23 protein-coding genes are annotated in these 22,222 nt (G+C 43.9%); 11 read left to right on the plus strand and 12 right to left on the minus strand.

Translation table 11 applies throughout. The features are described from left to right. Nucleotides 1-217 precede the first annotated feature (217 nt). From M1L62_RS26250 to M1L62_RS26285, 8 genes are all read right to left on the minus strand, one after another. Nucleotides 218-2,761, minus strand: coding sequence for an ATP-dependent Clp protease ATP-binding subunit (locus tag M1L62_RS26250; RefSeq protein WP_254562624.1), 2,544 nt, complete (start codon nucleotides 2,759-2,761; stop codon nucleotides 218-220). Nucleotides 2,762-2,830: 69 nt separating this feature from the next. Further along, nucleotides 2,831-3,490: a WbqC family protein gene (locus M1L62_RS26255; RefSeq protein WP_254562625.1), complete on the minus strand. Its 660-nt coding sequence runs from the start codon at nucleotides 3,488-3,490 to the stop codon at nucleotides 2,831-2,833. 102 nt (nucleotides 3,491-3,592) lie between these two features. Then, entirely contained in the window at nucleotides 3,593-4,219 is a 627-nt protein-coding gene (locus M1L62_RS26260) for an L-threonylcarbamoyladenylate synthase (RefSeq protein WP_254562626.1), read from the minus strand. Between the two features lie 20 nt (nucleotides 4,220-4,239). Then, on the minus strand, nucleotides 4,240-5,244 hold the full coding sequence (locus M1L62_RS26265; RefSeq protein WP_254562627.1) for a glycosyltransferase: 1,005 nt from the start codon (nucleotides 5,242-5,244) through the stop codon (nucleotides 4,240-4,242). A gap of 121 nt (nucleotides 5,245-5,365) precedes the next feature. Continuing rightward, a complete protein-coding gene (locus tag M1L62_RS26270; protein WP_254562628.1) occupies nucleotides 5,366-6,289 on the minus strand; it encodes a YihY/virulence factor BrkB family protein in 924 nt (307 codons plus the stop codon). A 15-nt stretch (nucleotides 6,290-6,304) separates the two neighbouring features. Next, nucleotides 6,305-6,721 carry an acyl-CoA thioesterase gene (locus tag M1L62_RS26275; RefSeq protein WP_254562629.1) on the minus strand — a complete coding sequence of 139 codons (417 nt, stop codon included), beginning with the start codon at nucleotides 6,719-6,721 and terminating at the stop codon, nucleotides 6,305-6,307. A gap of 33 nt (nucleotides 6,722-6,754) precedes the next feature. Next, nucleotides 6,755-7,792, minus strand: coding sequence for an endolytic transglycosylase MltG (gene mltG / locus M1L62_RS26280; protein ID WP_254562630.1), 1,038 nt, complete (start codon nucleotides 7,790-7,792; stop codon nucleotides 6,755-6,757). A 53-nt stretch (nucleotides 7,793-7,845) separates the two neighbouring features. Beyond that, nucleotides 7,846-8,925 carry an Ldh family oxidoreductase gene (locus M1L62_RS26285; RefSeq protein WP_254562631.1) on the minus strand — a complete coding sequence of 360 codons (1,080 nt, stop codon included), beginning with the start codon at nucleotides 8,923-8,925 and terminating at the stop codon, nucleotides 7,846-7,848. 270 nt (nucleotides 8,926-9,195) lie between these two features. Here M1L62_RS26285 and M1L62_RS26290 point away from each other — a divergent pair, with 270 nt between their 5' ends. The 6 genes from M1L62_RS26290 (at nucleotide 9,196) to M1L62_RS26315 (ending at nucleotide 15,803) form a co-directional block, all read left to right on the plus strand. Further along, entirely contained in the window at nucleotides 9,196-9,822 is a 627-nt protein-coding gene (locus M1L62_RS26290; RefSeq protein ID WP_254562632.1) for a DUF502 domain-containing protein, read from the plus strand. An 86-nt stretch (nucleotides 9,823-9,908) separates the two neighbouring features. Next, nucleotides 9,909-10,523 (plus strand): hypothetical protein, encoded by a 615-nt coding sequence (locus tag M1L62_RS26295; protein WP_254562633.1) that lies wholly within the window; start codon nucleotides 9,909-9,911, stop codon nucleotides 10,521-10,523. A gap of 73 nt (nucleotides 10,524-10,596) precedes the next feature. Then, entirely contained in the window at nucleotides 10,597-11,841 is a 1,245-nt protein-coding gene (locus tag M1L62_RS26300) for a 3-phosphoshikimate 1-carboxyvinyltransferase (protein ID WP_254562634.1), read from the plus strand. Nucleotides 11,842-11,913: 72 nt separating this feature from the next. Next, a complete protein-coding gene (locus M1L62_RS26305; protein ID WP_254562635.1) occupies nucleotides 11,914-13,506 on the plus strand; it encodes an FMN-binding glutamate synthase family protein in 1,593 nt (530 codons plus the stop codon). Between the two features lie 68 nt (nucleotides 13,507-13,574). Next, nucleotides 13,575-15,248: a S8 family peptidase gene (locus tag M1L62_RS26310; RefSeq protein ID WP_254562636.1), complete on the plus strand. Its 1,674-nt coding sequence runs from the start codon at nucleotides 13,575-13,577 to the stop codon at nucleotides 15,246-15,248. Between the two features lie 33 nt (nucleotides 15,249-15,281). Further along, complete coding sequence (locus tag M1L62_RS26315) at nucleotides 15,282-15,803, plus strand: hypothetical protein (RefSeq protein WP_254562637.1); 522 nt, start codon at nucleotides 15,282-15,284, stop codon at nucleotides 15,801-15,803. Nucleotides 15,804-15,806: 3 nt separating this feature from the next. On the opposite strand, the gene M1L62_RS26320 is transcribed toward M1L62_RS26315, so the two are convergent. After that, entirely contained in the window at nucleotides 15,807-16,340 is a 534-nt protein-coding gene (locus M1L62_RS26320) for an NUDIX hydrolase (protein ID WP_254562638.1), read from the minus strand. A 76-nt stretch (nucleotides 16,341-16,416) separates the two neighbouring features. Here M1L62_RS26320 and M1L62_RS26325 point away from each other — a divergent pair, with 76 nt between their 5' ends. Further along, on the plus strand, nucleotides 16,417-17,316 hold the full coding sequence (locus M1L62_RS26325) for a DUF2911 domain-containing protein (RefSeq protein WP_254562639.1): 900 nt from the start codon (nucleotides 16,417-16,419) through the stop codon (nucleotides 17,314-17,316). 72 nt (nucleotides 17,317-17,388) lie between these two features. Here the strand turns inward: M1L62_RS26325 and M1L62_RS26330 are convergent, their stop codons facing one another. Genes M1L62_RS26330 through M1L62_RS26340 form a run of 3 tightly spaced genes read right to left on the minus strand, consistent with a single transcriptional unit; the run spans nucleotide 17,389 to nucleotide 19,311 of the window. Beyond that, nucleotides 17,389-17,997: a trimeric intracellular cation channel family protein gene (locus M1L62_RS26330; RefSeq protein ID WP_254562640.1), complete on the minus strand. Its 609-nt coding sequence runs from the start codon at nucleotides 17,995-17,997 to the stop codon at nucleotides 17,389-17,391. Between the two features lie 12 nt (nucleotides 17,998-18,009). After that, nucleotides 18,010-18,831 (minus strand): thymidylate synthase, encoded by an 822-nt coding sequence (locus tag M1L62_RS26335; protein ID WP_254562641.1) that lies wholly within the window; start codon nucleotides 18,829-18,831, stop codon nucleotides 18,010-18,012. A 51-nt stretch (nucleotides 18,832-18,882) separates the two neighbouring features. Next, entirely contained in the window at nucleotides 18,883-19,311 is a 429-nt protein-coding gene (locus M1L62_RS26340; RefSeq protein ID WP_254562642.1) for an OsmC family protein, read from the minus strand. Nucleotides 19,312-19,482: 171 nt separating this feature from the next. Between M1L62_RS26340 and M1L62_RS26345 the strand changes: the two genes are divergently transcribed. Genes M1L62_RS26345 through M1L62_RS26360 form a run of 4 tightly spaced genes read left to right on the plus strand, consistent with a single transcriptional unit; the run spans nucleotide 19,483 to nucleotide 22,217 of the window. Next, entirely contained in the window at nucleotides 19,483-19,914 is a 432-nt protein-coding gene (locus M1L62_RS26345) for a hypothetical protein (RefSeq protein WP_254562643.1), read from the plus strand. Between the two features lie 31 nt (nucleotides 19,915-19,945). After that, entirely contained in the window at nucleotides 19,946-20,191 is a 246-nt protein-coding gene (locus M1L62_RS26350) for a 4a-hydroxytetrahydrobiopterin dehydratase (protein ID WP_254562644.1), read from the plus strand. Nucleotides 20,192-20,239: 48 nt separating this feature from the next. Then, complete coding sequence (rsmI, locus tag M1L62_RS26355; protein WP_254562645.1) at nucleotides 20,240-20,947, plus strand: 16S rRNA (cytidine(1402)-2'-O)-methyltransferase; 708 nt, start codon at nucleotides 20,240-20,242, stop codon at nucleotides 20,945-20,947. 46 nt (nucleotides 20,948-20,993) lie between these two features. Next, nucleotides 20,994-22,217 (plus strand): Lnb N-terminal periplasmic domain-containing protein, encoded by a 1,224-nt coding sequence (locus M1L62_RS26360; protein ID WP_254562646.1) that lies wholly within the window; start codon nucleotides 20,994-20,996, stop codon nucleotides 22,215-22,217. Nucleotides 22,218-22,222: the final 5 nt, after the last annotated feature.

Here is a 22,222-nt window from a genome sequence, read left to right on the forward strand (position 1 = left end):
TTTAATCATATAATTCTTATCAATTTACCACTAAAATTAATAAGAAAGTTTTTAAACGGTGGTGATAATCATTAAATATAATAAGCTGGTTACTTGACCTCTTCGAACATGATTGGCCACCCGAGGTAACCACCTTATTTACAGAGACTAAAAAAGTAAAGAGGCAGAATCAAAAGACCTGCCTCTTTAACTATATCCATTGCTAACTGATCTTAAATCAATTTGCTACTTCTTCTTCTTTTTTTCTAACCGTAATGGTCAGTTCTTCGCTGTTTTCAACATGCGTCGCTACCAAAACATCACCTTCTCTTAAATCTCCTTTTAGAATTTCCTCTGCAACCGGATCTTCAAGGTATTTCTGAATCGCTCTGTTTAATGGGCGGGCTCCATATTGCGGATCATATCCTTTTTCAGATAAGAAATCTTTTGCTTCAGTTGTAAGCTCGATTTCATAACCCAGACCTTTCACGCGGCTGAACAGTTTACCAAGTGAGATATCGATGATACGGTGCAAATCTTCGCGTTGAAGCGAGTTGAACACGATCACGTCATCCAGACGGTTAAGGAACTCCGGAGAGAATGCCTTACGAAGTGCGCTCTGAATAGTGCCTTTCATAATTTCATCCTGGTTATCAGATTTCGCTTTTGTAGAGAAACCGATTCCAGTTCCAAAGTCTTTCAGGTCACGGGCACCGATGTTGGAAGTCATGATGATGATCGTATTACGGAAATCAACACGGCGACCTAACCCGTCTGTCAGAATACCATCGTCAAGCACCTGAAGCAGGATGTTGAAAACATCCGGATGCGCTTTTTCGATTTCATCCAGCAAAACAACGCTGTACGGTTTACGACGAATTTTTTCAGTTAACTGACCGCCTTCTTCGTAACCAACATAACCCGGAGGTGCTCCAACCAAACGAGATACGCTGAATTTCTCCATGTACTCGCTCATATCGATACGCACCAGAGCATCGTCTTTATCGAACAAATAAGTGGCTAGAACTTTCGCTAATTCAGTTTTACCTACACCTGTTGGTCCAAGGAAGATGAAAGAACCGATTGGTTTCTTAGGATCTTTCAAACCTACACGTGTACGCTGAATCGCTTTTACCAATTTTTCAATCGGCGGGTTCTGACCAATTACTTTCGCTTTAAGCTCATCTGCCATGTTAAGCAATTTCTTTCCTTCGTCCATGGACACGTTTGTCACAGGAATTCCGGTCATCATCGCTACAACTTCCGCAACGTTATGCTCAGTAACAGTATATCTTTTTTGCTTGGTTTCTTCTTCCCAAGCAAGTTTCGCACGGTCAAGCTGATCGATCAATTTCTTTTCACGATCGCGTAACTGAGCTGCTTCTTCGTATTTCTGACTTTTAACAACTCTGTTTTTTTCCTGTTTGATATTCTCAATTTGTTCTTCCAAATGAAGGATATCCTCAGGGACAGTGATGTTACTGATATGAACTCTTGCACCAACCTCATCCAACACGTCAATCGCTTTATCCGGAAGGAAACGGTCTGTAATGTAACGTTCTGACAATTTCACAGCCGTGCTGATCGATTCAGGTGTGTAACTTACATGGTGGTGATCTTCATATTTGTCCTTGATATTTTCAAGGATCTGAATTGTTTCTTCGATTGAAGTGGCGTCAACCATTACCATCTGGAAACGACGGGCAAGTGCACCATCTTTCTCGATATACTGGCGATATTCATCCAATGTCGTCGCACCGATACACTGAATTTCTCCACGTGACAAGGCCGGTTTGAACATGTTTGAAGCATCCAGAGAACCGGAAGCACCACCGGCACCTACGATCGTATGAAGCTCATCGATGAAAAGGATCACATCCGGAGATTTTTCCAATTCATTCATCACCGCTTTCATTCTCTCTTCAAACTGACCGCGGTATTTTGTTCCCGCAACAAGCGAAGCAAGATCCAGTGTTACGACTCTTTTACCAAAAAGAACACGTGACACTTTTTTCTGAACAATTCTTAAAGCCAAACCTTCTGCGATGGCCGTTTTACCAACACCAGGCTCGCCGATAAGGATCGGGTTATTCTTTTTACGACGGCTAAGTATTTGAGCTACACGTTCAATTTCTTTTTCACGTCCAACAATCGGATCAAGTTTTCCAACCTCAGCCATTTTCGTCAGATCGCGTCCGAAGTTATCCAGTACAGGCGTGCGGGATTTCTCCGCACCCTTTGATTCTTTTCCGGAAGCTGCGCCTCCGCCTCCACCGCCGAACATGCCTCCTCTCGCTTCATCGTCTCCGTCTTCGGTTTCCGGACCCATATGGGGTTTTGTTCCTGATGATTGATATTCTAACATCTCCTTAATGACTTCGTAGTTAACATTAAATTTATGCAGGATCTGTGTGCCAACATTGTCCTCGTCACGTAAAATAGACAAGAGCAAATGTTCAGTTCCTATCAGGGGGCTCTTGAAAATCTTCGCCTCGAGATATGTAATTTTCAACACCTTTTCAGACTGCCTGGTAAGAGGGATATTCTGCAGATTTTTAACATTATTAGTTGCCGCACCCTTTGTAGCCTGTTCGATCGTCTGTCGAACATCATCAAGGGATACGCCCAGCTTTTTCAGTAAACCAATAGCAACACCATCACCCTCACGAATCATTCCAAGTAACAGATGTTCGGCACCGATATAATCGTGGCCAAGTCGCAAAGCTTCTTCCCGACTCAGAGAGATTACTTCTTTTACTCTATTTGAAAATTTTGCTTCCATGTGTAGCAATAAAAATGTGTCTTAATATTCTAAACGCTACTTGATACATCTTTGTTCAAAATAGCAGATTTATTGTTGCTTACAAGATCTTAGCAAAATACTCCTCGCTTCGGACCCCATATTAAATAATAAATCGACAATACTTAGATTACTTACAAAATCATTCCCGAAAGTCTGATAGTACGCAATTGGCTGATAATATTTATTTAAATTCTTATTCTTTTTATCATTTATGGAAGATAACGCATCAATTATGCCTTTATTCTCTTCCTGAGGCACTGACAAATTGTACCGGATATCCTTCCTTATGCCCAACAATCTAAGACAAATTGTCAATAATTCATAATTTAGGTCGACAAGAAATTCAGGTTTTTTCAAATAAACCGCCTGAAGTTCGTCCGCATAAAACTCGTAATAGGGCGACTTTCCATAAGCCGATTTAAAACATCCCCAGTGACGCCTTATCCAATGCTGACTATGATCGATTTTTATATCTTTTGTTGGGGTATTCTGGCTATATCCCTGAACCGGAACGGTTAAAGTGTCAACTTTATTGGTCGTTAAAACACTGCAACGATTCCGATAGGTCTGCTTCACGTACTTTTCCTCTATATCTATCCAAATCAAATCGTTACTTAAAATGCAAGCAAAATATTCCAGACAAGGAAGATACTGTAATTCAAACCGTACTGCTTTTTCAGGTTGAATAATATTATTAAATTCTGACACTATCAAATATGAGAAAGGCGGATGATATTATCAAAAAAATGATAATAATTATTTAACGGAATCTTTTTAATGCAATCATAACTAAAATAGTTACAATTAATATCACAAAAACAGACTGGTATCGCCTAGCCCTTCCCTGATAATTTCAAATTCGTCGTTAACTGCGAGTACAATTGTCGATCCTACGTTGCCTCCGTAGCCACCATCCACCACGATATCAACCTGGTGCTGGAACTTCTCGTAAATCAATTCAGGATCTGTGGAATATTCTATGATCTCGTCATCATCTTTTATGGAGGTTGTCACAATCGGATTTCCAAGTTCCTTAACGATTAACCTTGGGATAAGATTGTCAGGAACACGAATACCCACTGTTTTTTTATTGGTATTCAGCAACTTAGGAACCTGATTATTGGCATCCAGAATGAAGGTGTAAGGTCCCGGCAGCACTTTTTTCATCAGCTTGAAAGCAGAATTTCCCACCCGGGCAAAGTCTGCAATGTGGCTGAGGTCATAACAGATAAACGAAAAATCGTTTTTCTGCGGTTTGATCCCTTTAATCCGTGCTATTTTTTCCACGGCCCTGCTATTAAAAATATCACAACCTAACCCGTAAACCGTATCGGTTGGATAAATCACCAGACCTCCGTCACGAAGGCAATCAACGACCTGACGGATTCGTCTTTCATCAGGATTTTCAGGATATATTCGAATTAATTCAGCTGGCATAGATTGTACTATTTACTGAACTAACAATTCAAAAGGCTAAATCCTTCCTGCACGGAACTCTTTTTTTGCAAATTATTAAGATAAAACCTGTACAAACCATTTATCGGTAAATGCAAACGGCACATCACCACGATCATTTCTGTACCCAAACCAGGATTTTCGATGTAGTTAAGTAACCGCCTAAAACGAACTGCAAGCTCAAATTCCTGAGCGTAAAAACATTTTCTGATAAATGTACGAATTCTGGCCGCCAACAGATCAAATTCCTCCTGGTCCCGGTTAAGATCGTAAGCCTTGTTGCACACGATATAGCAGGTTTCAAGCAACCGGTTGCCCTTTTTGTAAATCTGTTTGCTTAACGAATCCGGTACGTTCCTTTTCCATGTCAGCACCTTGTCCAGATAAAAATATTTGTAATGCACCGAAGAGCGTACCCAAAAATCGAAATCCTCAAAAAACAATGATTCGTCATAACCGCCCATTTCCGTGAGCATTTTCGTGCGCATCATCATGGTTGGCGTGCAGATAAAATAGTTTTCCAGGACACTTTTATAAACATCACCGGAAGGGATCACTTTATCAGCCTTATCCTCATTATTGACAGGGTAATGGTAATTCGCAAGACGTCCGCCCGCTTCCATATACCGGGCATTTGTAAAAACGACCCCGTATTCCTCATCCAGATTTTCAAAAGCTTCAACCTGAAACTTTATCCGATCCGGCAGCATAATGTCATCACCGGCCAGGTCAATAATATATTTACCTTCCGCCAATGCCAGTCCCTGGTTAAATGCCCTGCACAAACCCAGATTGGACAGATTTTTAATCAGACAGAATTGTGAAGCATTCCAGTCCGACTTCTCGATTATCGACAGTGTGTTATCCGTGCTTGCATTATCAATTACGATAACCTGAATATTGGGATATGTCTGCGCAAAAATTGAATTCAACGTCTCGCCCACATATTTTTCATGGTTAAAGGCAGTTAGAACCACAGTCACCAAAGGTTTTTCAGTCTCTCTCATTTAATACCCTTTTGTACAACTTCAACCTCATTTCTATGACTTTATACGAACTAGTTTGCCAAAAGTCACTAAATTAAAAGAGATTAAAAAGTATATTGACGGGTACTTAGTTTTCGGTAATTCAGGAGTTCTTCGGAGCCACTTTCTTGCGTGCGGAGGCGATGCCCGCGTTAACCTCAAAACCAAAAATCAGCAATAAAGCCAGCAGATAAAACCAGATCATCAGGGCGATCATCGTGCCAATGGAACCGTACAGTTTGTTGTAGGAAGTAAACCTTGATAAATAAAATGAGAAGCCGTAGGTAGATAACAAAATCAAAACCGAAGAAATAATGGAACCCGTATTGACAAAGGCATACCGGCTTCCTTTTGACGGAGCGAACCTGTAAATGATGGAAATGGCCAGCATCAGCGCTCCAAAACTGACCAGATAACGGGTAATGCTCAATGAAGATACGATCCAGTTGTCGTTGACAATATGCCATTCGCTTACAATGCCTTTGACGGCATCCCCCACAATCAGCAGTACGATCAGTAAAAACATCACAACCACCAATACGATCGTCAGTAATGTGGCGACCCCTCTTTTCTGAAGAAAACCTCTGGTTTCCTCATCTTCATAAACCATATCAAAGGACCGCATCAGCGACAACATCCCGTTGGTGGAAGCAACCAGGGCAAAAATAAAACCGAACGAAAGAACACTGTTTCGTGGCCGGCTAATGATATCAGCGATGGTATTTTTGGCATCCTGATAAATCCCGCGTGGCATCAGCTCGCGCAGGATACCCATAATCTGGTCGTCAAGGTTGTCGATGGGAATGTACGGAACCAGCGTAAAAAGGAAGATAATGGCAGGAAAACAGGCAAGTGTAAGACTGTATGCCACGGCAGAAGCCCGCTGATCGATATCGTAGCGGTGGTTGTTCTTACGGATATTGGCCAGAATATCATACAAGGAAACCGACTCCCGAAAAAGCATGGTCGTGCGCAACCATTCTACCAACAGTTTCACCTGACGGTTTTGTAAGATTTTTTCAAGCATAGTACTTCTTTTAAATTACGATGTCTGAAAATATGGATTCAATTTTTCCAAAAGCCTTTCAGGCGCCACACAAAGTTTTGCCGTATCCCGCCTCTGAAACACCAAAGTCGTTTCTCCTACATTCAAAAGAACATTATCCTGATTTCTGATCTCATATTCAAAAACTACCCGTGTGCCCGGCATACGCTGCAAAATAACCTTTATGGTCAGTTCGTCATCGTAACGAGCAGGTTTCATATACCGTGAGCGGTTTTCGTAGACGGGCATCATTACGCCCGCCTCTTCCATTTCCTTATAACTAAATCCGACACTGCGCAACGCCTCTACACGGCCGATTTCATAATACCTTGCGTAATTTCCATAATACACGTAACCCATCTGGTCCGTGTCCGCATACCGCACTCTTATCCCCTTAACTTCGTAGGTAAACATTTTCAATTAATTAGTGGAAGCCAAACCCGAAAATTACTTCATGATTTTGCGCTTGTTCAATTCTGCCTGATACATGCGAGCATTGTTCAAATGATCAGGATATGTTTTTGCAAAAGCATGATAACCCGAAAAATCGGCTTTGGCACACATGTACAAATAATCATGTTTATCGTAATTCAGCACCGCATCCAGCGAATTAAAGTCGGCTACGCGGATTGGCCCCGGAGGCAATCCCGTATTCACATAGGTATTGTAAGGTGATTTTACCCTCAGCTGATCGTTTAAAATCCTTTTGATGGCAAAATCCTGCAAGGCAAATTTGATTGTTGGATCGGCCTGTAAAGGCATCAGCGCGTTCAGACGGTTGATATACATTCCGGCTACTTTCGGTCTTTCATCCACTTTCTGAGCCTGCTCCTCTTCCACGATCGAAGCCAGAATGGAAACCTGTATCGGTGTTAAACCAATGGCTTTTGCATTTGCAACCTTCTCGTTGCTCCAATATTTTTTGTATTCACTGTGCATACGGTCCAGGAATTTTTCCGTCCCTGTTGTCCAGAAAATATCATAGGTATTCGGTAAAAACATGGATACGATCGTCAGCGTGTCCAGTCCGTATTTCTTACATACTTCCTGGCTGTTTAACGCCTCGCGAAATTTCGTCTCGCCAAATTCAAAGCGGCTCCCGATCCTTTTGATCAAATCCTCTTTTAAACGGATGTTGTTAAAAGTAAGTTTTACAGGATCCTGTGCCCCTGAAAGCAGCTTTTTAATCGCTTTGTAATTGCCTGTTTCCGGTTTGATCACATAACGCCCCGGTTTTACATTTTCAGTATATTTCAGCAATTTGGCCAAAAACCTGAAAGAGATATTGTCGTTGATAACCTCGTGTTTGTCAAGTGAATCAAGAACGGCCTGATAAGTTGCGCCTTCCGGAATCAGCAGGGCAAAACTTTCTTTCCTATCTACCTGCAAATTCGGTGTTTTGAATATCTGCCAGAAATAAAAGGTAAATGTGGTGGTAAGAATTGCAATGACTAAAAACAATCCTACTTTAAAATTACGAGACATATTGTTATAGTTATCAGCTTTCGGCGGAGCCGCCCAGGCTGTGTTTTTTATTTTTATAAATTGATTTCAAATGGTATTCCAAATCTTTTGGCCAGTGTGTCCAATGACAAAACAACCGGTTCTAAAAGTTCGATACCTTCCACGCTGCGTTGCGCTTCCGTTTCGCGTTCAGGGTCTCCGGGGATAATCACCTGCTTGCCCTCAACCGCCCGCGCTCCACGGAAGGCACGGATCCATTTGTCCATATCCTTTTTAAAATCATCCGCCGGACGGAACCCGTCTACACGCATGGCTCCCAAAAAGTGACCGGTACCTAATCCGACGCCCTCATTGGCCGACATAAACCCTGCCGTAGCAAAAGGCGGCACCCAGGGACCGAAATTAGCACCGGAAAGTACACCGGAAAAAATGTCCACAATCGCACCTAATCCATATCCCTTATGACTTCCGTGCTCACGGTCCGAGCCGAGTGGCAGAAGGCCGCCGCCGCTTTTTACCGCGTTAGAGTCCGTCGTAGGATTTCCGTCAGCATCCTGCGCCCATCCTAAAGGAGCCGGCAGACCTTTTCTTTGTAAAATTTCAAATTTGCCGTAAGCCACTGCCGTTGATGCAAAATCAGCGACAAAAGCGGGTTCTTCAAAGGCAGGGACTGCTACCGCAACCGGATTGGTTCCCAAAAGTTTATCCAGGGAAAACGTGGGAGCAACCAGCGGAGCCGCATTGGTCATGGTCCAGCCGATCATATCTTTTTCCAAAGCCAGCATTGCATGATAACCGGCGATCCCGAAGTGGTTTGAGTTCCGCACAGATATCCAGCCCGATCCGACTTTATCAGCCTTCTCCATCGCAATTTCCATCGCTTTGGGCGCTACCACCAACCCCAGTCCTCGGTCACCGTCCACAACAGCCGTACTTGGTGTTTCATAAACTACTTTGACCTCCGGTGCCGGATTTAACCTGCCATTGTCATACAAGCGCACATAACCCGCCAAACGGGCGATACCATGCGAATCCACTCCCCTTAAATCAGCACTAACCAATACATTCGATGCCAAAACTGCCTCTTCGGCCGGGCAACCTATCGCCAGAAATACCTCCTCAGTGAAATGCTTTAAATAATCAGCCTGGTACATATACGTTTACTAAATGAATTGCTTAAAATTTCTGAATGCCTTATAAATATCGAACCTTTGCAGCATTTGAGGGTGCAAATATCTGCATTCAGGAGGCAGGTTACAATACTTCCTGAGCAGGATCAGAATTTTATGAATGAAATGACTGTAAAAATCCCGGATATCGTACCACAAATTTGAACTTTAAAGCGTCAAAAACCGTAGTTTCAGTAGGTATTGGGGAGATTTGATTTTCGAGAAAATAAAAAGGCCTGTTTGAATAAATTTTTAATGGAAATAAAAAATACTTTCCTGAAGCGCATACTAAGCTACTTTATCCGGGGCTTGGTTTTGGTTGCTCCGCTATATGTTACAGTGATCATTATCTGGACCGGCGTGGAGTTTCTGGACAACATTATCCCGATCAATATCCCTATATCCAACAATCAGACCGTTTATCTTCCCGGTCTGGGCGTCCTGATTATTCTGTCGGGAATCATCATGCTGGGGTTTGTATTTTCAACGATTATCCCTCAATCATTTTTTAAGTTTACGGAAAGCATCATGCGGCGGATCCCGCTCGTGAGCCTGATCTATTACTCGATAAAAGACCTCGTGCTTGCGTTTGTCGGGGATAAAAAGAAATTTAATCAACCCGTTCTGGTGACCATGTACAAAGAAACGGGGATCAAAAAAATCGGGTTCATAACCCAGACTGACCTGAGTCACCTGCACATTCACGACCACGTGGCCGTTTACATGCCTTTATCCTATGCGCTTTCCGGTGAATTATTTATTGTCCCCACCGAAAATGTGACCATTCTGGAAGCCACCTCCACCGACGTCATGAAAATGCTGGTTTCCGGAGGTGTTTCTGTGAAGGTGCCGCCACATGAAGAAATAACAGAAGAAGCCTGATTCCGGTCAGGAAAACGGAACAACAATGCAATCGTTTTACCCGTTTAAAGAATGATTCCCTATCTTTGGACCTTTCTATTTGCTTTATGAGACCAGTTCTGACATTACTACTTCTATTTATTCTGGGAAATGTCCCTGCGTGGGCACAGGACAATTACGACCCCAGAAAAGCGCTTTCCAGCGAAGAACTGTTTCTTAAACAAGGCAACGATAATCGCGTAATTGGGGCTCCGGGCCAGAAATACCTGATTCTGGACGCTTCTCCGAACCTTGGAGGCTTTCACCGCTACCGCTATTTTCCGGGCGATAACATCAAATTCCGGATGAAAAATGAGAGCATCCGTTTCAACGAAACCATCGCCAGTGTCTCCGATTCTTCTTTCAGTATCGCCGTGATCAATGAAGCTTTGGGGCAAATGACCTATCAGGAGATCCCTTTGAAAGAAATTAAGCTGATCAAGACCAGCAGACGCATTCCTTTCATTTCTCAGGCCGCACCTTTACTTCCACTGGCCGGACTTATCTATATTGGCGCTGATTTTTTCAACAAAGGTGTTGATAATAAACGATATACAACGGACGCATCCTCACTTGTAGTGGGCGGAGCGTTTATGGTAACAGGTTTAATCTGTTATAAACTGACTTTTTCAACACTGAAAATAAATGGGAAAAATAAGTTGAAAGTATTAGAAACTTATTAAAATTTAAGGCTGTCATCCAGCTGCCTAACGCTGATTTACAGCTCAAATTCTGAAATCTGAAATAAATAATACCGTGAAATCCATTCTTGTACATCCACCCCAACAAGCAATCCGTGCCGAGATAAAATTGGCAGCGTCAAAAAGCGAATGCAACCGTGCCCTTATCATCAATGCGCTGACAGGTTTTAAAAGCGAGCTTTCCAATATATCCGAAGCACGTGATTCCCAAACCATGTTAAGATTGCTGCAATCCGAAGACGCTGTTGCGGATGTGATTGATGCAGGAACAACCATGCGTTTTCTGACGGCTTATTTTACAGTAACCAATCAGCATAAACTGATGACGGGAACGCCTCGTATGTGCGAACGCCCGATCGGGATTCTTGTGGATGCACTTCGTATTCTGGGTGCGGATATTGAGTACAAAAATGTGGCGGGTTACCCGCCCATGCAGCTGAACGGGTTTACCTATTCAGGTAAGAACGAATTGAATATCCGTGGAGACGTGAGCAGCCAGTATATTTCTGCTTTGCTTCTGATTGCTCCTGCCCTGCCGGAAGGAATCACGATAAGGCTGGAAGGTGAAGTGGGATCGCGTCCTTACATCGAAATGACATTGAAACAAATGGAACATTTCGGTATCCAGTATACAGCCGATTGGGAAGCAAATATCCTGACGGTGGCACCAGGCAGTTACCAGGCTCAGCCTTACGCAATCGAATCAGACTGGTCGGGTGCAAGCTACTGGTACAGCATTGTAGCCCTGGCAGAAGATGCAGAAGTGGAATTGCTTGGACTCAAACAAAACTCACTGCAGGGCGACAGCGCCATCGTGGATATCATGGCCCAGCTTGGCGTAGCCAGCACCTATACCGACCGTGGCGTACTTTTGAAAAAAATACCGGCAGCGAGTGCGATCGCCTGGGATTTCACCAATTGCCCGGATCTTGCGCAGACTGTTGCGGTATGCTGCGCAGTGAAAAATATCCACCTCACACTTACGGGTATCGAAAGCTTAAAAATTAAGGAAACTGACCGTGTTTTCGCCCTTCAGGAAGAACTTAAAAAGCTTGGTGCAGAACTGAATGAAATTGAAAAGGATCAAAAATATGAAGTAGTGCGGAAGGCGGACTGGCAAGCCACGTCAACTCCCTCTATTTTCACCTACGACGACCACCGTATGGCACTTGCTTTTGCCCCGGTTGGTATGGTTCAGGACATTATTATAGAAGAACCAGGCGTGGTTGTAAAGTCTTATCCAGGTTACTGGAAAGATCTGGCCACGATTACTACCTGGGAAGAAATGCAACTATCCTGACCTTTAAGGGGCCGGTTTGCCGTGTAAAAACAGCAGAAGGCCCCAAACCCTTCATCAATATTCTTTCGTTTTATGATGACTGCAATTAATTTCCTGTCTGCAATTCCTGTCTGGGCCTACATACTTGTCATCCTTGTAATTTTTGCCCTTCGGGATATTTTACAGAAAAAACACACCATCCAGCATAACTTCCCGCTCCTGGGTCATTTCCGGTATATGATCGAGCAAATCGGTCCTGAACTGCGCCAGTATATCGTGGCGAATAACCGTGAAGAACTACCCTTTAACCGTCGTCAGCGATCGTGGATTTATGCATCTTCCAAAAAAGAAAATAATTACCAGGGTTTTGGCTCTGACCAGGATATGAACGAGGCTGGTTTTGTCTTTATCAAACCTGCTATGCTGCCGCATAAACTTCCGTTAAACCACCCCCATCACGCAGCCAACGGTAAGGATCCTAATCATTATGCCATTCCCTGTGCCAAGGTGATTGGTGAATATCACAAACGCCGCCGCCCTTACAGACCACATTCCGTGGTTAATATCAGCGCGATGAGTTATGGATCGTTGTCAGCCAGGGCGATCGAATCCCTGAATAAAGGTTCTGTCCAGTTTGGGAATTACCATAATACCGGCGAAGGCGGGTTGTCTCCCTATCACCGGTTTGGCGCCGATGTGGTTTTTAATATGGGTACTTCCTATTTTGGTGTGCGGGACGACGAAGGAAATTTCGTAATGGAAAAGCTGGTCAAAATGACGCAGAATAATCCTTTCGTCCGGATGATCGAACTGAAATTATCGCAGGGTGCAAAACCTGGAAAAGGTGGTGTGTTACCCGGCAGCAAGATTACAGCCGAAATTGCCGAGATCCGGCAGGTTCCGATGGGGAAAGATGTGGTATCGCCCGCTTATCACAGTGCCTTTTCGGATGTGAAAGGAATGGTCGATTTTATCGAACAGATGGCCGAAGCAACCGGACTTCCTATTGGTATTAAGGCCGCCATTGGAAAAACGGATATGTGGGAACAACTTGCTGACCTGATGGTAGAAACAGGCAAAGGTCCGGATTTCATAACCATCGATGGCGGTGAAGGCGGAACAGGAGCTGCTCCCCCGTCTTTTGCCGACCACGTAGCCCTTCCCTGGGTTTACGGATTCAGCACGGTTTACAAAATATTCCAGAAAAGAAATCTTACTGACAAAATTACCTTTATCGCATCCGGCAAACTGGGACTCCCGGCACAGGCCGTTATGGCTTTTTGCATGGGCGCCGATGTGATCAATGTGGCCAGAGAGGCGATGTTGTCCATTGGCTGCATTCAGGCACAAACCTGCCATACCAACCGTTGCCCTACCGGTATTGCTACAAACAATAAATGGCTTGAATCCGGTATTGACCCGGCACTTAAAAGCGAACGTTTTCACAATTATATGAAAACACTGGCCAAGGAAATCATCGAAATCACGAACGCGGCGGGTTATGAACACCCTTGCCAGTTTGGCATGAATGACATCGATATCTCCATGGGCGACAATAATAAAACCCTTGCGCTTGCCGATAATTACGGTTATCTGAAAACGCCTGTGCCGTACAAAAGCATTCAGGACCTGCTCGATTGCTCAAATTTGGGAGGAAAAAATGCTCCGGTGGAAAGTATTGCTTAAATTGGCAACACTTCTTATCAATCATGAGTAATATTGATAGAAGCGGTTCCAATTAAAGCTATGAAAAAATGAAATTAAGATTTTTACTTTTCACACTTCTATCGTTCGGTTTTTTCTCCAATTTCTGTCAGGCGCAGACCAATCCCCGATATCTTATACTTTTTAAAGACAAAGCCGGTTCGCCTTATTCTGTTGGCAAACCGGCTGAATATCTTTCGGCCAAAGCGATAGCAAGAAGAAGCAAACAAAATATTGCCATCACCGAAAACGACTTCCCGGTCAATCCTGCCTATGTGACGGCGGTGAAACAAACCGGAGCCGCGGTTATTTATTCTTCCCGCTGGTTCAACGGCACGCTCGTAGAAGCTTCCGCAGCGCAGCTGGCGAGTATAAAAGCTTTGTCTTTTTACAAAGGAATTGAGCAAAATCATGCGCTTGCCAATATATCCAAACCTTCCTCCGGACTTGCCCGGACTGCCAACACCGAAACCACTGCGTCCACAGAAGAGGACCTTGACTATGGCCTCATGAAGGAACAACTTACCTTAATGGGTACGGATGTGCTGCATAAGAAAGGTTTTCACGGCGAAAATATGCTGATTGCGGTACTTGATGCCGGGTTTAGCCGTGCCAATGAGCTGCAATTTCTGAAACCACTTTTTGACGAAAAACGGATCGTAGATACCCACGATTTTATAAGTCGTAACAGTAATGTGTACGACGATGATTCCCACGGTCTCCACGTACTTTCAACCATTGCTGCAAATCAGCCGGGTACGATGATCGGCGCGGCGTACAAAGCCAATTTTGCGTTGTACCGCACTGAAAATGTGTTGATGGAAACGCCGTATGAAGAAGTAACCTGGTTACTGGCAGCCGAGCGTGCAGACAGTGCCGGTGTTGACGTGATCAATTCTTCGCTGGGTTACAATACTTTTGATGATGAATTTGATACCGCGGAATACAATTATACCTATGAAGACCTGGATGGTAAAACGACCATCATTTCCCGTGCTGCAAGATTTGCCACACGCAAGGGTATTCTGGTTGTCAATTCGGCCGGAAACGAGGGAAATAAGGCCTGGCGTTACATCACTGCGCCGGCCGACGTCGACTCGGTACTCAGTGTCGGTGCGACAACACTGGATAAAAGTTATGCGGCTTTCAGCTCTGTGGGGCCTAATGCCATCGGACAAATCAAACCGGATATCTCGGCGGTCGGGTCAGGAACCGTTTTGGGAAGCAGTGTTGGAACAGGCACGGTAACAACCGGAAATGGCACCTCCTATTCCGCCCCGCTCATTGCAGGGTTATCGACGATTTTGTGGCAGGCATATCCTAATCTGACCGCGCAGCAAATTATTCTCGCGTTAAAAAAATCGGGTCACCAGGCATCCAATCCTGATAACAAACTTGGCTACGGTGTGCCAAGCATCACACTGGCAGAAGAAATTATCAAAAACAATTTCCTGATCCTGGGTACCGAACCGGATATTCTGGACGCGATCGTACTTTCGCCCAATCCTGTACAGGATGATTTGACCTTAACCTTCCCATCGACTTTAACTGGAAAGAAATCAACCATCAGTTTGATAGCGCAAAGCGGAGCATTGTTATGGAAAAAACAAGTCACACTGAGTAATATACTGGCTCTTCCCACTACTACATTAAGCACGGGATTGTATTTGATTAAGATCGATTTGCTTAACCGCTCCAAGACACTTAAATTTATAAAACGCTAGTTTACACAGGTCATTAACGAAATCTTATCCCGAATGATGAGAAAGCTACTTTTGCTTGTTCTGTTTTTCGCTGCATTTTATGCAAGCGGTCAAATCGTACAGCCACAGTCTCCGAAAAAAAAGCCTGCGTATTTTCTGGATTCTAAAAGGTTGCCCGGAATGCCGATCATGGGACCTGATAAAATTAAAGATATTTACATTTCGTATAAGATCGACTCTATTCCGAATACAAGCGGTGCCATGTTTATCATCACAAAGAATCCCTCCGAGAATAAATTTTTGACAGCGCAGGATATAGCCCAAAACAATGGAATCGACCCAACAAGTCAGGTTATCTACATGGTAGACAATGAATTAAAGAAAGACATCTCCACTTTCGTCATCGATTCTTCGTACATTTTTAAAACCATAATCACCAAAGGGACTGAATTCGAAAATTTAAAGGAACAACTCCCCAACCTGACCATTTTACATATTCTTACCAAAACAAAAGAAAATATCGATAAGGTAAATACAATAAGAATCCGGGGGAGTGTTGAAACAGCCCTGAAATAAAACCTAAACCATTTTCCGCACCATCCGCATCAGTGATTCCGAATCGTTGTGAAGTTTCACTTCTTGCATCGGTATCCAGCGCACGTCTTTTGATTCGATGTTAATAACCAGCTCGTCTTCGGGATTGGCTTCAAACAACAAACGGATATCGTAGTGGTAATGAGCCGGATCTTTGCTGTTGGCCGGTATCAAATGTACGTCCACATCAAAAATCCCGTCCTGAGCCAGCTTAAAATTCCTGACACCAGTTTCTTCCTCCACTTCTTTGGAGGCTACATGGATAACGTCAGCATCGCCGTCACAATGCCCGCCCGGCTGAAACCAGCGATCAAGTTTCCGGTGATGCATCAGCAAAACCTGGCTTCTGTCCTCAGAAACGACCCAGCCCGAAGCTGTCACATGACCAATTTGCAATGTTCTTTCAAAGCAATCGGGATTGTCATTTACGAATTTTTTAGTTTTAAGATACATTTCTGTTTCCAGCGCATCGGCCGGAACATAAGCTTCGAGCAAAGAAAGTAAACCGCTTCTTTTCATTTAATAGGCTATCTGATTATTTCATTCTAATTTCACCACAAGTTTAACAGATCAATAAACAAACAGCATTATTAAAATGAAAAAGTATTTCCTATCCTTCTCGTTTGCAGTTATTGTTGCCACCGCTTCCGTTGCCCAGCGTACTCCGCAGGCAAGTCCCGGATCGAGCATCGTCCAAACGGTGGGAATCACAGATTTTACTGTTAAATATTCGCGCCCCGGTATCAAGGGAAGAAGTGTTTTTGGAGAAAATACGCCATTGGCTCCAATAGGACAACTTTGGCGTACAGGTGCCAACCAATCAACGATACTTGAAGCGTCAACTGACTTTACTTTTGGCGACAAAATTGTCGCAGCTGGAAAATATGCCCTGTTCTCCATTCCCAATAAAGCAAAATGGGTGGTTATCCTGAATAAAAATCTGACAGGCGGAACCGAAGGTTACAAAGAATCCGATGATGCAGCCAGAGTGGAAATAGCACCTTTGGCGGGTGAATTCAAGGAAACATTTGAAATCAATTTCTCCAACGTATCGGACAGCACAACGCTTTTAAATATTGAGTGGGGCGCCGTAACTGTGCCGGTAAAACTTTCCGTTGCCACACACGCTTTAACCCTGGCATCGCTCGACAAAGCGGTTCAGGACAAACCGGAAGACGTGCAGACTTTACAAAGTGCAGCCGGATATCTGTTGCTTAAAAATCAGGATTTACCGAAAGCACTGGCCCTGGCCGACAAAGCCATCGGACTGAAAGAGAACTGGTCAAACCAGTGGATCAAAGCACAGATTCTTGACAAACTAGGCAAAACAACCGAAGCGCTTCCTGCCGCTCAGAAAGCAATAACATTGGGTACTGCCGCACCGGATGGCGCATTTAATTTCTATAAAACACAGATCGCAAAAAGCATCACAGATATGCAGGCAAAAATTCCGGCAATCGATGTAAAAGCAAAAGGTAAAAAGAAGAAAAAATAATTTATAGCCTTCAAAAGCAAACGGGGCGGTTCTGTAAAAGAACTGCCCCGTTTGCTTTTGAATATGAACATTTCAACGAAAAAATCTGGGAACGCTCCAATGATTGCGGACTGCCAGTATCCTGATCACAATGATCACAAGTGACGCCACAATAAAGGAAATATTCCGTTCAGCGCCCACTTTATCCAGAATCAGATAACAACATGCACCTGCCAGACAAGCCGTTGCATAGACCTCTTTTCGGTAGATAATCGGAATTTCGTTGTTCATCATATCTCGGACCACACCGCCCATGATGGCTGTAAAAACGCCCATGATCGCGGCAATTTCAGGTCTTACGCCCAGGTGCAAAGCCTTTTCCGTGCCTACAATCGTAAACAGTGCGATACCACAGGTATCAAAAAGAAACAACGTTTTACGCAAACCGATAAGGTATTTGTAAAAAATGAAGGTGGTAATAATCCCTGCCAATATGGCATAAAGAATGGTTATATCACTAATCCAGACCAACGGATAACTTCCCAGCAGAACATCACGCATGGTACCACCGCCGATCGAACAAAGAAAAGCAGTAAAACTTGCGCCAAACCAGTCCTGATGTTGTTCATCCTTTACGGAAAGAGCACCGGAAATTGCGAACGCAAAGGTTCCGGTAATCTCTAAAATATACTGGATACTCATTTGTCTAATCCTTTATACAGCTACCGGGGCTTTGATGCCTGGCCATGGATTATAATTTTCAAGCTTAAAATCCTCAAATTCGAAGTCGAAAACACTTGTCACTGCCGGATTAATTACCATTTGAGGCAATGGACGAAGTTCACGGCTCAGCTGTAATTCTACTTGTTCCAGATGATTGACATAAATATGCGTATCCCCGCCCGTCCATACAAAATCACCGAGATCAAGATCACATTCCTGCGCGATCATCATCGTAAGCAAAGCATAACTGGCAATGTTAAACGGTACGCCCAAAAATACGTCCGCACTTCTCTGGTATAACTGACAGGATAATTTCCCTCTCGTTTCACCCGCTTCCAGATCAGGCGGCGCCACGTAAAACTGAAACAAAGCGTGACAGGGTTGCAGCTTCATCTGCGAAAGCTCGGAAGGGTTCCATGCAGAAACAATGATCCGGCGTGAATCCGGACTGTTTTTCAACAGGTTAAGAATTTCCTTCAACTGATCAAAAGATTTTCCGTTTGCACCTTCCCAGCTTCTCCACTGTTTTCCATATACAGGACCCAGATCACCGCGCTCGTCAGCCCACTCGTCCCAGATGGAAACACCGTGATCTTTCAGATATTTGATATTGGTATCGCCCTTCAAAAACCACAACAGTTCATAAATAATGGACTTGGTATGGACTTTCTTGGTTGTCACCAAAGGAAATCCGTCTTTCAGATTAAAACGCATCTGGTAACCAAACACGCTGATTGTGCCCGTTCCTGTGCGGTCGGTTTTCCGTACTCCGTTTTCAAGAATATGACGAAGTAAATCGTGGTATTGCTGCATGCCTTTATGTATTGTCCGGAGCCTTTAAGCTCCGGATTATTTATCCGTTATTTATACCGACGCAATTTCAACACTGTGTGTTATCGTTGCCAAAGCTTCCAGCTGGGCCGTAGCAGAGCAATATTTTTCCATTGAAAGTGCAATTGCACGGTCGATTTTCTTCTCATCCAGATCATTCCCTGTAAACTTGAAAACGAGATGTATGTTACGGAACGGACTGCGCTTGGTATCTTCTTCCTGCACGCGGTCACCTTCGGCCACAACACGAAAATCGGTAATATCCTGCTTTTGTTTTTTAAGAATAAGCACCACGTCGATCGCACTGCAGCTCGCCAATCCCATCAACAATAGCTCCATTGGTCTTACACCAGCGTTATGTCCTCCAATTTCAGGAGATCCGTCGGTATGTACTTTTACTTCTGATGATCCTGTGCCTTCAAAATGAAATGCATCATTCACGCGAACCAGTTCTACTTTCATAATTATTTTTATTGATTCTCTGCTGCTTAGTCAGATTCTGATAATCCGACGGTTATTACGCTTAAAAGTGCAAATATACTTGATCCCCGCCGAAACGGCTATTTCCCTGAAAAATTTAAAATCAGGCCGTTACCTAGTATATTCGTTTACTCAATGATTTTTATATCCGTTATGGACAGAACAAACTTTATACTGCTTTTCGTTTTCCTGTTGATCATATCTTGTAAAAGTGATAAAGAAACAGCAACGACAGACCCTAACAACGGACTGACAAACAACGATTTAACAGGATCCTACGACGGTTATAAAACTTTGAATAAATCGAAAACCGACTCCGTCGCGGTATCATTAAAAGTAGAAAAAAACACGGAAACAAAATTTACGGTCATCGAAATAACACCCTTTGCGCATACGATCAGCATTGATATATCGGAATTAAATTTCACTTATGATCGCGGGATCGGCGAAAGCACGTGCGGCGCAACTCGGATGACCGGGAATGGTTATTTTAAGGGACGTAATCTATATTTCATTGAAACCACAAAATGCGTAAAAGCGAACGCTCCCGACGAATATGTGGAGTATCGGGTTTCAAAAAAATGAAAAGTCACTCAAAAACTAAACTGCCAGGACCATGTGGAAAGAAGAAGATGACAAATTAAAACGTACTTTCGTTTTCCGGGATTTCAAATCGGCTTTTGCCTTTATGACAAAAGTTGCCGGCGCAGCAGACCGACTGGATCATCATCCCTGGTGGGCCAATTCCTACAACAAGGTAGATTTTGAGCTATCAACCCACGACGCCGGCGATAAAGTAACTGACAAAGACAGACACCTGGCCGATACCATCGATGCCATTTACGCCGATATGGCACCGTAGGGGCAACCCTCGTGGTTGCCCAAAGCAGAATACAATAAAATACAATAAATGAAACTTTACATAGTACCAACGCCAATTGGCAACCTTGAAGATATTACCCTGCGTGCGATCAATGTTTTAAAAAGCGTCGATGTGGTGCTTGCCGAAGACACGCGTACGTCCGGCTCGCTGCTGAAACACCTGGGCATCAGCAAACCCATGCACAGCTACCACATTCACAACGAACATCAAAGCATAACCCGCATTATTGAACGCATCCTGAAAGGCGAGACCATGGCACTGGTATCCGATGCCGGCACTCCTGCCGTTTCTGACCCGGGTTTTCTGCTCATTCGGGAATGTATCAAATACGGTATCACGATCGAATGTTTGCCTGGCCCTACTGCCTTCGTTCCGGCACTGGTCAACTCCGGTTTGCCAAGCGACCGGTTTACATTTGAAGGATTTTTACCTCATAAAAAAGGACGCCAGACAAGATTACAAAATCTGGTCAATGAAGACCGTACGATGATTTTCTACGAATCTCCGCACCGGTTGTTAAAGGCGCTGCAACAATTTTCAGAATATTTCGGAGCCGACCGGCAGGCCTGCGTTTCGAGAGAGCTCACGAAGATCTATGAAGAAAACGTGAGAGGTACAGTTCAGGAAATAATTGCCTATTTTTCAGAAAAAACGGTCAAAGGCGAAATTGTCATCATCGTTGCCGGCAAAGCGGATGAAAAGAAAAAACAGGTTGATTACAGTGATGAGGATTAACATGATAAATTATTTGAAACCCTACTCTTATAAAAATTCCGGAACGATGTTTCTCAAAGCTTTGGTTACACCCAAAAACCTGTCCATAAAAAAAGCGGGTCTTGGTGCCTTATTGTTTGTGCTGACATTGCTTATCAACACTTCTGCCTTCGCGCAATTTGGCACTTTAAGTCCGCAGGCAAAGGTAAGTCTGGTAACGATCGGGCCCGGCGATGAGCTGTATTCCGGTTTTGGTCACAGCGTTTTGTGGATTTATGATCCCGTGAGCGGTTTGGATAATGCCTACAACTACGGAACTTTCAGTTTTGCAGAAGGAAATTTTTATGTCAAATTTTTAAGAGGTACCCTGCCCTACACGCTTTCCGTGGCTCCACTTACGCTGCAAGCACCACATTGGCAGGCAGAAAACCGGTCTATTAAAGAACAGATCCTGAATTTGTCGCCAAGCCAAAAGCAAAAGCTTTACAATGTACTGGAAACCAATTACCTGCCTCAAAACAGAAAATACCAGTATAAATTTTTCTACGACAACTGCTCAACCCGCATGGTTGATGTGCTCAAAGCGGCAGTCGGCGACAGTTTGACGTTTCCGGGTTATACCAAGGACACTTTAAGCTTCCGCCAGTGGATTGACCAGTATGCTTACAAACAAAAACCCTGGTCAGATTTTGGCATGGACCTGGCCATCGGGGCGCCATCGGATGATATTGCGACACCCGCCCAGGCCACATTTTTACCAGACAACCTGAGCAGCGCTTTTGATGATTCAAAAATCAAGGTCGGTAATCAGACGCTGCCGCTTGTAGCCTCCACGAAAGATCTTTTTGTAGCGGCCCCCGTTGTGGATTCCGAATGGCTTACACCCAAGGTTTTCTTCTGGACACTGGCGGTGCTGGTATTAGCTTTCACGTACTTCCAGACAAAAAAAGAGGTCGTCAACTTTACATTCGATAAAATTCTTTTTACTATTGTCGGGCTGGTTGGCTGGCTGATTCTGGCACTTTGGTTTGGAACGAATCACGGCGTTACCACCTGGAATTATGATATCCTCTGGGCATTCCCGCTGTGGCTGCCGCTGATCTGGTATATTTCCAAAACCAAAAAACCGGTCTGGTTTCAGTTTGTACTGATCCTGTATGCAGTGCTGGTCATGGCTGCTACCGCCAATCTCGTTAAACATAATCTTGTAGTTATCCCGATCCTGTTGATGATCATCACCCGGGTTTACTACATTAATAATTCACTTTCTAAAATCCCGCAAAAAGGATAGTATAC

It is taken from the genome of Dyadobacter diqingensis (assembly GCF_024220585.1).
GTDB classification, from domain to species: Bacteria; Bacteroidota; Bacteroidia; order Cytophagales; family Spirosomataceae; genus Dyadobacter; species Dyadobacter diqingensis.